Below are 11167 nucleotides of genomic sequence, written 5' to 3'. Positions count from 1 at the left end.
GGTTACGGACTGCCGGACTTCGCAGAGGAACTCAACTACGGGGTCGATCTATCAACCATCTGAGGGTGGTATCAGGTTGGTGGGGTGAAGGTGCCCCATCAACCATTAAATCCGTATACCCAAAAAAACAATAAATTAATTATTGAGGAATAATCATCAAACTAGCGTGAAAATCAGGGGTTTTTCCATTGATCGAATGGCTATAGGGTTTATGCCTGACCGAAATGGTCATTTTCTTGAAACCATGGAGGATTACCGCATGAAGCCTTTGTTCGCCTTTTCCACCGCAGTGGTTTTAATCTCCGTAATGGCCATGCCTGCCATGGCAGAGCCGGTGACCTATGAAATTGATCCCACGCACACCTTTCCACGCTTCTCCTATAGCCATTTTGGTCTGTCCACCCAGACCAGCCAATTCAATCAGACGCGCGGGACGGTGACTCTGGATAAGAGCGCAAGTACAGGGCAGGTGGATATCATCATCGACATGACGTCAGTGGAAACCGGGTATGCCACTTTCAACGAACATATCCAGGGGGAGGACTTCTTCGATACCGCCAGCCATCCCGAAGCCAGATTTCAGTCCAGCCAGGTCAATTTTCAGGACGGCCGTCCGGTATCCGTCGAAGGCCATCTGACCCTGAAAGGGATCACTCAGCCGGTAACCCTGGAGGTGAATCACTTTGCCGCCATGGTCCATCCCATGCTGGAAAGACCGGCCATCGGTGCCCACGCCCATACCGTGGTCAAGCGTAGCGATTTCAATGCAGACAAGTTTGTGCCCTATGTGGGGGATGAAATCACCATCAGCATCTCCATGGAGGCTGTGGTGCCCGAATAAGCAGGGCAGGGCGCATAAGCCGATGGACCACGGCCGGACATCGCCCGGTCGTGGCCATCAAAACACATCGGTTCGACAATCAGCGCCGTGTGGCCGGTCACACGGCAACAGGTGTCTGACACTGTCAGACATTGAGATACCGATGGATCAGTTCGTCACTCAAGTCTTTCATCTCGCCCTGGGCCTGCACGCAACCCTTTTCCATCAGGAAGAACTCGTCGGCAAAGCGCCGGGCAAAGGGGAGTTTCTGTTCCACCAGTAGCACGGAGATCTCCATCTCGCTCTGCAGCTTGCGGATCACCTCGCCGATCTGGCGCACGATGTTGGGCTGGATACCCTCGCCGGGTTCATCCAGGATCAGCAACTTGGGGTCCAGAACCAGGGCTCGACCGATGGCCAATTGCTGCTGCTGACCACCGGACAGATCCCCGCCGCGGCGGTGGCGCATTTCCTTGAGCACCGGAAAAAGATCATAGATATAAGCCGGCACCTGGCGCAGTCGGTCCCTGCGGGAGGTGAGCGGAAGCCGAAGGTTTTCTTCCACTGTGAGCAAGGGGAAGATCTCCCGTCCCTGGGGGACGTAGCCGATCCCGGCGCGGGCCCGGGCCTCGACACTCAGGTGGTCGATCCTCTGGTCACCAAGATGTATTTCTCCCTCGCGTATCGGCAACAAACCCATGATGCATTTGAGCAGGGTGGTCTTTCCCACCCCGTTGCGCCCCATGATGCAGGCGACCCGCCCCGGGGTGGTGGACAGGGACAAATCCCACAGGATGTGGCTCTGGCCGTAATACTGATTCAGGCCCTGGATACGAATCATGTTTCTTCTCCCAGATAGACCTCGATGACCCTGGGGTCGCTGGATACCCGGTCCATGCTGCCTTCCGCCAGCACTGATCCCTGGTGCAGAACCGTTACCCGTCGGGCGATGGAACGGACAAAGGCCATGTCGTGTTCCACCACGATTACGGTATGTCGCCCCGCCAGGGATGTCAGCAACTCGGCCGTGCGCTCCGTTTCCTCGGCGGTCATGCCTGCCACCGGCTCATCCACCAGCAGCACCATGGGGTTTTGCATCAGCAGCATGCCGATTTCCAGCCACTGTTTCTGGCCATGGGAAAGCGTCCCGGCCTGTCGATCCCGCTGTGTGCCCAGACCGATGAGTTGAAGTACCTCATCCATCCGGTCCCTTTGATCCGGACGTAACCGAAATCCCAGGCTGGCCCAGGTGGATTTGTCCGAGGCCAGCGACAGTTCCAGGTTTTCGAATACGCCAAGGGCTTCAAAGACCGTGGGTTTCTGGAATTTTCGCCCGATGCCGCCCCGGGCAATCTGGTACTCGGACAGTTTTTGCAGATCGATGCGCTGACCGAAATAGATCTGTCCCTCGTCGGCCCGGGTCTTGCCGGTGATCGCATCCATCATGGTGGTCTTGCCGGCCCCGTTGGGCCCGATGATGCAGCGCAGTTCACCGGCATCCACCGCCAGGTTCAGGCGGTTGAGGGCACGAAAACCGTCAAAACTGACCGAAACATCTTCCAGGTAGAGAATGGGTCCGTGGGACAGATCCACCGGCTGCTCGAAATCCGGCGGTGGCAGCATGAAATCGAAGACCTGATCCCGGCGCATCAGCGCCCGCGTATCCTTGAGCAGGCTCATTGTTCATCCCCCTTGGGCTTGCGTGATGTCCATTGCCCCAGGGTGCGGAAAATGCCGGCAATCCCCCGGGGCAGAAACAAGGTGACCAGAACAAAAAGGGTACCCAACGCGAACAGCCAGACCTCCGGATACACCGTGGTGAACCAGGTCTTGGCACCGTTGACCGAAAAGGCGCCGATGATGGCACCAAACAGGGAGCCCCTCCCCCCGACGGCCACCCACAGTACCGCCTCGATGGAAGCGATGGGGGAGAACTCGCCGGGATTGATGATGCCCACCTGGGGCACATACAGGGCGCCGGCGATGCCCGCCAGCATGGCGGAAAAGACGAACAGCCACAGCTTGTAGGACTCCACCTGATAGCCGGCAAACCGGGTACGGCTCTCAGCATCCCGGATCGCCACCAGTACACGGCCGAAACGGGAGGTGATGATGAACCGGCACATCAGGTAGGCCCCGATCAGGCAGACTCCGCTGATGACGAACAGGGTGACCCGGGTCTGACGGGCGGTGATGTCAAAGCCAAGGATGTCCTTGAAATCCGTCAGTCCGTTATTGCCGCCAAAGCCCATCTCGTTGCGAAAGAAGGCCAGCATCAAGGCGAAGACCAGTGCCTGGGTGATGATGGCGAAGTACACCCCGGAAACCCGGGAACGAAACGCCATCCAGCCGAAAACCAGAGCCAGCAGGCCGGGAACCAGCATCACCATCAGCAGGGCAAACCAGAACTGATCGAACCCCTGCCAGTACCAGGGCAGGCTGTCGTAGTTCATGAAGACCATGAAGTCCGGCAGTTCCGGATGCCCGTATACGCCACGGTCGCCGATCTGGCGGGTCAGGTACATGCCCATGACGTAGCCCCCCAGCCCGAAGAAGGCCCCGTGCCCCAGGGACAGGATGCCCGCATACCCCCAGATCAGATCGATGGCCAGGGCCAGCAGGGCAAAGCACAGGAACTTGCCCAACAGGGTCACGGTGAAGGTGGACACGTGCAGGGGCGAGTCCGCAGGCAGCAGCAGGTTGCCGATGGGCACATAGATGATCAGGGCCGTCAGCAAGGCCAGGATGATAAGACCGCCGCGGTCACTCAGAAGAAGTCGGGTGAGCATGGGTCAGGCCTCCGCGCTGCGGCCTTTTTGGGGGAACAGACCCCGAGGCCGGTACTGGATGAACAGGATGATGAAGATGAGCACGAAGATCTTGGCCAGCACCGCACCGGCAAAAGGCTCCATGAACTTGGTCATGACCCCGAGCCCCAGCGCGCCCACGAAGGTGCCCCAGATGTTGCCCACGCCACCGAAGACCACCACCATGAAGGAATCCACAATGTAGGACTGCCCCATGTTGGGACCCACGTTGGTGAGCTGGGCCAGGGCCACTCCGGCCACGCCGGCAATCCCGGCCCCCAGGCCGAAGGTCATGGCGTCCACCCAGCTGGCCCGGACCCCCAGGGAGCGGGCCATGGCCCGGTTCTGGGACACCGCCCGCACCTTCAGCCCCAGGGTGGTGCGCTTGAGAATGAGCAGCAGGGCCAGGAACACCAGCAGGGCGAAAATGAGGATGTAGATGCGATTCCAGGTGAGTGACAACACCGGATTCACCGCCAGGGAACCGCTGATCCACTCCGGCGAGGCCACGGCCTGGTTCAGCGGAGAAAACAGGCTTCTTACCGCCTGTTGCAGGATCAGGCTCAGTCCGAAAGTGGCCAGCAGGGTCTCAAGGGGACGGCCGTAGAGGAACTGGATGATGCCCCGTTCCATGGCCACGCCCACCAGACCGGAAATGAGGAAGGCGGCGGGAATGGCCAGCAGCAGGGCAGTGGTCAGGTTGCCCGGCATCAGGGTCTGCAGGAACCAGGTGGTATAGGCGCCGATCATGATCAGCTCGCCATGGGCCATGTTGATCACCCCCATGACACCGAAGGTGATGGCCAGCCCCAGGGCGGCCAGCAACAGCACCGAGCCCAGGCTCAGGCCGAAAAACAGGTTTTCCGTAAAACGGTAAAAGGCGATCCGGGTCTGAATGGCTTCCAGGGTTTCCACCGCGTGCTGACGCACGATGGGGTCCGGGTCCTGCTCGGCCACGGCGCCGACCGTGGATCGGACCACCGCCAGCAGGGAGCCTCGCAGACGTTCCAGGGACTCCAGGCGTACCTGCGCGTCCTCGTGGCGCAGCAATCCCACTGCCTGGGTGATCTCCAGGGCATCGATGACCCGGGGATGCTCTTCCACCAGCAGGCGGGATTCGATCAGCGCCATCTGCTCCGGTCCCAGTGATCCGCGCATCAGGCGCTCGCTGGCCAGTATCCGTCGCTGGGGCAAGGCATGGTTCATGTCCGCCATGGCGGCGAGATCCCGCAGCAGGTTGCGCATGGGATTGTTGATGGGCACCGCCCGGGCACCGGACGGGACACCGTCGGCGAGGACTTCGCCGGTCACTGCCTGTTCCACCCGCCCCGGGGCATCCTCCCCCCGCTGCAGGATGATCAGGGCTGGTGTTTCAGGCGTGGACCAGGTGGTCAGCAGGCGACCCTCCAGCAGGGCATTGAGGATCATCCCGGCCCTGGGGTGTCCCCCTTCGACCAGTGCCTCCGCCATCTCCCGGCGTTCCCTGAGATTGCCGGTGGCCAGACGATCCACCTGTTCGGCAAACACGGCCTCCGGGTCCGGCGCAGGCGGCTCGATTTCCGCGGACATGTCCTGGATGTCCACCAACGGCAATGCCATGTCCGACGGCTCCTCCTCAACGGAGGATTCTGCCCAGAGTACCCCCGGGACGATGAACGCCCCGAGCATCACCCAGGCTGATAGCGATTCCAGTAGTCGTTTCATCATGACACTCAGACCCATGGAGAGAGGGAGTTCCGGCCCCGGACACGCAGCCACCCGCCCATGGCTTTCGGGCATGGATGGAACGGCTCAAGGGAACGTCCGGGGTTCCGGAGGAACCCCGCCGGAGATTCCGGCGGGGCAGGGTGTGGCCTTACTGCTGCGCCTGACTGCCCAGGCAGGTCTGGGTCTTCACATTGAAGTTTCCGCAGCGAACCGGATCGGTCCAGTCGGCAATCAGGTCACGGCTGCCTTCCAGATAGCGGGACCAGGCCTCGCCGGGCACCATCTCGGTTTCGCTCACCACCAGGAACTGGCCATCGGCCTGAATCTCGCCGATCAGCACCGGCTTGGTGATGTGGTGGTTGGGCAGCATGGTGGCGGTACCGCCGGTCAGATTGGGGACCTCAATCCCCACCAGGGTATCGATCACCGTGTCCACGTTGGTGGTTCCCGCCTGCTCCACTGCCTTGACCCACATGTTGAAACCGATGTAGTGGGCTTCCATGGGATCGTTGGTCACCCTGCGGGTATTCCCGATGTAGTCATGCCAGGACTGGATGAAGGCCTCGTTTTCCGGCGTTTCCACGCTCATGAAGTAGTTCCAGGCCGCCATGTGACCCACCAGTGGCCCGGTGTCCATGCCGGAGAGCTCTTCCTCCCCCACGGAGAAGGCAATCACCGGAATCTCGGTGGCGGAAACCCCCTGGTTGGCCAGTTCCCGATAGAAGGGCACGTTGGCATCCCCGTTGATGGTGGAGATCACGGCCGTCGCCTTACCGGCGGAACCGAAGCGCTTGATCTCCGCCACGATACTCTGCCAGTCGGAATGCCCGAAGGGGGTGTAGTTGATCATGATGTCGCTTTCCGCCACACCCTTTTCCTTCAGAAAGGCTTCAAGAATGCGGTTGGTGGTCCGGGGGTAGACGTAATCGGTCCCCGCCAGCACCCAGCGCTCGATGCCGTATTCATTCATCAAAAACTCCACCGCCGGAATGGCCTGCTGATTGGGAGCGGCGCCGGTATAGAAGATGTTGCGGGACGACTCCTCACCCTCGTACTGGACCGGGTAGAACAGGATACCGTTGAGTTCTTCCACCACCGGCAGGACTGCCTTGCGGGACACGGAGGTCCAGCAACCGAAGATCACATCCACCTTGTCCTGTTCCAGGAGTTGCCGGGTCCGCTCCGCGAACAGGGGCCAGTTGGAGGCTGGATCCACCACCACGGCTTCCAGAGGACGCCCCAGCAGGCCACCCTTGGCGTTTTGCTGCCTGACCAGCATCTCCACTGTGTCCTTGAGGGTGGTTTCGGAAATGGCCATGGTACCGGAGAGGGAATGCAGCACACCCACGCGGATGGGGTTTTCCGCCGCCAATGCAGACAGGCCGGTGCCGGATAGCGCCAGGGCGGCACCCAGCGCGGTCATGCCTTTGAGGAACGTTCTCTTTTTCATCATGGACTCCTTGGAGAGGATCAGTTCAGTGTTGCAAGGCGGCCGGGTCAGGCCATGGTTCCATCTTTTGAAATCGGGCCACGGCGTGCCTGCCGGGCCGTTTGCAGGGCACTCAGGGTGATCTTGTGCACCTCCTGCTGGCTGGTCTCGATATGGCACCTCAACAGACGCTGGGCTTCCTGGACATGGCCCGCCGTCAGGCTCTCAAGAATGGCGGCATGCTCCTGGTAGGTGGCCTCCACCCGGGAGGGCTGGGTGAAATCCAGACGCCGCACGATGCGCAGTCGCTCCGTGAGGTCCTGATGGATGCGACACAGTTCGCCGATCCCCGTGGCCGCCACCAGCCCCGCATGAAACGCCTCGTCCAGAGCGGCCACCACGGAGAATTCACGCTCCCGGGACTCCCTGGGGCAACACCAGGTGGCCATGAGGGTATTCAGAACGGGATGTTCCGGCTTGGTGCCCAGTCGGGCCAGGGCACCTTCCTCCAGCAGAATGCGCACTTGGTAGAGTTCATCGAACACATCAAAATCCAGGGGACACACCTGCCATCCGGCTCGGGGCAGCACGGCCACATACCCTTCCCGCTGAAGACGGAACAGGGCTTCGCGGACCGGTGTGCGACTGGCACCCATGCGGGCGGCGACCTCCTTCTCACTGAAGCGCTCGCCCGGCGGCAGGATGAAATCGAACAACTCAGCCTTGAGGCGGGCGTAAATGTCGTCCGCCCGGTTTGCCGCGGCGCCTCCCGCCGCTGACACGCCGTTCATGACCGCACTTCCAGATTCGTGTCGATCACCACCAGAGGATCCCCGGTACTCACCGGTCCTCCGATCTCGCAATGCAGACTGGCAATGACACCGGCCACCGGGGCATGGACGGTAAATTCCATCTTCATCGCCTCCAGGATCAGGATGGGCTGATCCGGCTCCACCCGCTGACCGGGCTCCACCAGATGCCGCCACAGGCTGCCGGTGATCTCCGCCACCACCAGTTCATGACTCTCGGCCAGTTGAAGCTCCTGACGCCCCGTACTGGCCGGGACCTCAGGCTCGGTAATGATGTCCTCCGCAGACCACAGGGCCACCTCATGGGCAAAGGCCTCGTCCTGACGGCTGCGGAAGGCCTCGATGCTGTCCCGGTTTTCCGCCAGGAACTGCTCGTACTCACCTAGATCGAACAGGGTTTCCTGGATATCGATCTGATGGCGACCGTAGCGGAAGTCTTCCCGCAGGCGTGTCAGTTCCGCCTCGCTCACCGGATAAAAACGGACCTGGTCAAAAAACCTCAGCAGCCAAGGCTTGCCTTCGGTGAACTGGCGATTCTTCAGGTGGGTGTTCCAGATGGGCAGGGTGCGCCCCACCAGCTGGTAGCCGCCGGGGGAGTCCATGCCGTAGATGCACATGTACACACCGCCGATGCCCACCGTGCCTTCCGCGGTAAAGGTGCGGGCCGGGTTGTACTTGGAGGTACGCAGACGATGGCGTGGGTCCACCGGCACGGCACAGGGTGCTCCCAGGTAGACATCGCCCAGCCCCAGCACCAGGTAGGACGCGTCATAGATGGCGTCCCGTACCTGGTCCACGGAATCCAGCCCGTTGATGCGGCGGATGAACTCGGCATTGCGGGGCAGCCAGGGGGCGGTATCGCGCACCGACTGACGGTACCGGTCCACCGCATCCAGGGTGGCACTGTCCTCGAAGGCCAGGGGCAGATGCACGATCCGGGTGGGAACCTGCATGGAACTGATGGGGGGCAGAGCATCCTCGGTGTCCTGCAGCACCCGCACCAGCCGGTCAGGATCGATCACCCGGCTGTCATAGCGGACCTGCAGGGACCTGACCCCGGGAGACAGTTCGTCGATGCCGGGCACTGCCTGGGTATGCAATGCCTCCATCAGGGCATGGATGCGGAAGCGCACTCGCAGATCCAGGACATTGGGGCCATATTCCAGCAGCACATAGCTGTCGCCGGCCTGTCGATAGACCACCCCGGGAAGTCCCGGCGCCTCGGGGCGGCGGGCCAGAATAGGGCTTCCCAGGGGGCAGTGGGGCGGGGTATTCAGGTCCAGTTCCGGTTGCGGGGCCAGGGTGTCCAGCAGTCGCAAGCGGACCTGGTCCAGGCGCTGGGCCGTGGCGGCATCCAGGGGGATGAAACGGACCTTGTCGCCGGGCTTGAGCTGCCCCATTTTCCACAACTCCGCCTTGACAATGGTGGCGGGGCAGACGAAACCGCCCAGGCTGGGGCCGTCCTTGCCCAGGATCACCGGCATGTCGCCGGTGAAATTGATGGCGCCGATGGCATATTCGGTATCGTGGATATTGGAAGGATGCAGGCCGGCTTCGCCGCCGTCCGAGCGGGTCCACTGGGGCTTGGGCCCGATCAGTCGGATGCCCAATCGGTTGGAGTTGTAATGGACTTCCCAGTCGGTGGCAAAAAACATCTCCACCGATTCGGGCGTGAAAAAGTCCGGGGCGCCATGGGGGCCGTAGAGAACCCCGATGGACCAATGATCCGTATAGTCGGGGATCAGGGCCTCCGGGATCATTCGATCCACTTCCGCATGGGCCTGTCGTCCCAGGGGCAGCATGTCGCCGGCGGCCAGAGTCCGCCCCCCATGTCCACCGAATTGGCCCAGGGCGAAGGTGGCCCGGCTACCCAGGTACACCGGCACATCGAAGCCGCCGGCCACCGCCAGGTAGGTGCGACAGCCGTTCAGGGTACGCCCCATGTCCAGACGCTGGCCGGCCCGCACCGCCACGCTCTGCCAACGGGGAAGGGGGGATCCGTCCAGGGTGGCCTGGCAGGGAGCGCCCGTGAGGGCGATGACCGTATCGGCATGAAAGCGCAACCGGGCACCCACCAGGGTACATTCCAGGGCGGCGGCATCGGCAGGATTACCCACCAGGCGGTTGGCCAGATCGAAGGCATAATCGTCCATGGGTCCGGAAGGGGGCACACCGATGTGCCAGTAGCCCATGCGGCCGGGATTATCCTGAATCGTGCTGTAGGTGCCCGGTGAAAGCACTTCCACGCAGCGGGCATCAAATCCAAACCCGTTCAATGCCCGGGTGGTGAGCCTGGCCTGGGTGAACATGTCCGAATCCACCACTTGGCGCAGGTAATCCAGATTACAGGCGATGCCACCCAGCCGTGTTTCCGCCAGGGCGGCGGCCATCCGGCCACGGGCCTCCTCCCGGTCACGGCCACGCACGATCAGCTTGGCGATCAAGGGGTCATAGTGACTGGAGATCTCGGACCCGGATTCCACATAGGTGTCCACCCGGGTGTCGGACGGGAAATGCACCTCGCTCAGGGTACCGGGGCAGGGGAGGAAATCCCGGGCGGGGTCTTCCGCATAGATGCGCACTTCCATGGCGGCCCCCTGGGGCTGCACGGTCTGCGTCAGGTCCGGAGGGTGTCCGGCGGCGGTCATCAGCATCCATTCCACAAGATCGATCCCGGTGACCATTTCGGTCACCGGATGCTCCACCTGCAGACGACTGTTCACCTCCAGGAAATAGAAGGCATCCCGGGCCGGTTCATAGAGGAATTCCACGGTGCCGGCGCTGCGATAATTCACCGACTCCCCCAGGTCCCGAGCCGCTTCCAGCAACCGCCGGCGGGTATCCTCCGGCAAATTCGGCGCGGGAGTTTCCTCGATCACCTTCTGATTGCGGCGCTGCAGGGAACAGTCCCGCTCCCCCAAGGCCATCACCGTGCCCCGGCCATCACCGAAGATCTGTACTTCCACATGTCTGGATTCGGCCACGAATCGTTCCAGGAACACGCCGCCGTCACTGAAAAAGCTCTCGCCCAGGCGCTGCACCGAGGCAAAGGCCTCCCGCAGTCGGGTCTCGTTCTCGCAATGACTCAGGCCGATGCCGCCGCCGCCCGCCGTGGTCTTGAGCATCACCGGATAACCGATCCGCTCTGCCTCGACGCAGGCCTCTTCCATATCCGACAACAGCCCGGTTCCCGGTGTCATGGGAACACCGGCGGCCACCGCCAGGGCCCGGGCGGTATGCTTGAGACCGAACTGATGGATCTGTTCAGGGGTTGGCCCCACGAAGGCGATGCCCGCCGCTTCACAGGCGGCCGCAAAGGCCGCGTTCTCGCTGAGAAAACCATAACCGGGGATGACTGCGTCGGCGCCGGTGCGTCGGGCGATATCAAGGATCCGGTCGGCCTGCAGATAGCTTTCCGCCGCCGTCTGCCCCCCCAGGGGGATGGCCTCGTCCGCCAGCAGCACATGCCGGGCATGACGATCCGGCTCCGAATAGATGGCGACACTGGCAATCCCCAGACGCCGCAGGGTGCGAAGAATGCGCACGGCGATCTCGCCGCGGTTGGCAATCAGGACCTTGTTGAACATGGAAGTCA

At 62.0% G+C, this 11167-nt stretch carries 8 protein-coding genes; 1 reads left to right on the top strand and 7 read right to left on the bottom strand.

Going from position 1 to position 11167, the window contains the following annotated elements; all coding sequences use genetic code 11:
* The first annotated feature begins 259 nt into the window (after positions 1-259).
* Positions 260-841 (top strand): YceI family protein, encoded by a 582-nt coding sequence (locus CKO35_RS13115; protein ID WP_200176594.1) that lies wholly within the window; start codon positions 260-262, stop codon positions 839-841.
* Between the two features lie 124 nt (positions 842-965).
* Here CKO35_RS13115 and urtE read toward each other — a convergent pair whose 3' ends face one another.
* The 7 genes from urtE to uca form a co-directional block, all read right to left on the bottom strand.
* Complete coding sequence (gene urtE, locus CKO35_RS13110; RefSeq protein WP_200176593.1) at positions 966-1661, bottom strand: urea ABC transporter ATP-binding subunit UrtE; 696 nt, start codon at positions 1659-1661, stop codon at positions 966-968.
* Positions 1658-2500: an urea ABC transporter ATP-binding protein UrtD gene (gene urtD / locus CKO35_RS13105; RefSeq protein WP_200176592.1), complete on the bottom strand. Its 843-nt coding sequence runs from the start codon at positions 2498-2500 to the stop codon at positions 1658-1660. The genes urtE and urtD overlap by 4 nt, the downstream gene beginning before the upstream one ends.
* A complete protein-coding gene (gene urtC, locus CKO35_RS13100) occupies positions 2497-3609 on the bottom strand; it encodes an urea ABC transporter permease subunit UrtC (RefSeq protein ID WP_200176591.1) in 1113 nt (370 codons plus the stop codon). Before urtC ends, urtD begins: the two co-directional genes overlap by 4 nt.
* A 3-nt stretch (positions 3610-3612) precedes the next feature.
* The gene (gene urtB / locus CKO35_RS13095; RefSeq protein WP_242467191.1) at positions 3613-5406 is read right to left on the bottom strand and encodes an urea ABC transporter permease subunit UrtB; all 1794 of its coding nucleotides are present in this window, start codon (positions 5404-5406) and stop codon (positions 3613-3615) included.
* Between the two features lie 76 nt (positions 5407-5482).
* Entirely contained in the window at positions 5483-6784 is a 1302-nt protein-coding gene (gene urtA / locus CKO35_RS13090) for an urea ABC transporter substrate-binding protein (protein WP_200176590.1), read from the bottom strand.
* Positions 6785-6831: 47 nt separating this feature from the next.
* Complete coding sequence (locus CKO35_RS13085) at positions 6832-7554, bottom strand: GntR family transcriptional regulator (RefSeq protein ID WP_200176589.1); 723 nt, start codon at positions 7552-7554, stop codon at positions 6832-6834.
* Entirely contained in the window at positions 7551-11159 is a 3609-nt protein-coding gene (gene uca / locus CKO35_RS13080; RefSeq protein ID WP_200176588.1) for an urea carboxylase, read from the bottom strand. Before uca ends, CKO35_RS13085 begins: the two co-directional genes overlap by 4 nt.
* Positions 11160-11167: the final 8 nt, after the last annotated feature.

Source organism: Ectothiorhodospira shaposhnikovii (assembly GCF_016584105.1).
Classification (GTDB): domain Bacteria; phylum Pseudomonadota; class Gammaproteobacteria; order Ectothiorhodospirales; family Ectothiorhodospiraceae; genus Ectothiorhodospira; species Ectothiorhodospira shaposhnikovii.
This window is presented reverse-complemented; position numbering and strand designations above follow the sequence as displayed.

Bases quoted from the DNA above. Each gene is read 5' to 3' on its own strand.
- CKO35_RS13115 (WP_200176594.1), top strand. From the start codon at position 260: ATGAAGCCTTTGTTCGCCTTTTCCACCGCAGTGGTTTTAATCTCCGTA.
- urtE (WP_200176593.1), bottom strand. From the start codon at position 1,661: ATGATTCGTATCCAGGGCCTGAATCAGTATTACGGCCAGAGCCACATC.
- urtD (WP_200176592.1), bottom strand. From the start codon at position 2,500: ATGAGCCTGCTCAAGGATACGCGGGCGCTGATGCGCCGGGATCAGGTC.
- urtC (WP_200176591.1), bottom strand. From the start codon at position 3,609: ATGCTCACCCGACTTCTTCTGAGTGACCGCGGCGGTCTTATCATCCTG.
- urtB (WP_242467191.1), bottom strand. From the start codon at position 5,406: ATGCCCGAAAGCCATGGGCGGGTGGCTGCGTGTCCGGGGCCGGAACTC.
- urtA (WP_200176590.1), bottom strand. From the start codon at position 6,784: ATGAAAAAGAGAACGTTCCTCAAAGGCATGACCGCGCTGGGTGCCGCC.
- CKO35_RS13085 (WP_200176589.1), bottom strand. From the start codon at position 7,554: ATGAACGGCGTGTCAGCGGCGGGAGGCGCCGCGGCAAACCGGGCGGAC.
- uca (WP_200176588.1), bottom strand. From the start codon at position 11,159: ATGTTCAACAAGGTCCTGATTGCCAACCGCGGCGAGATCGCCGTGCGC.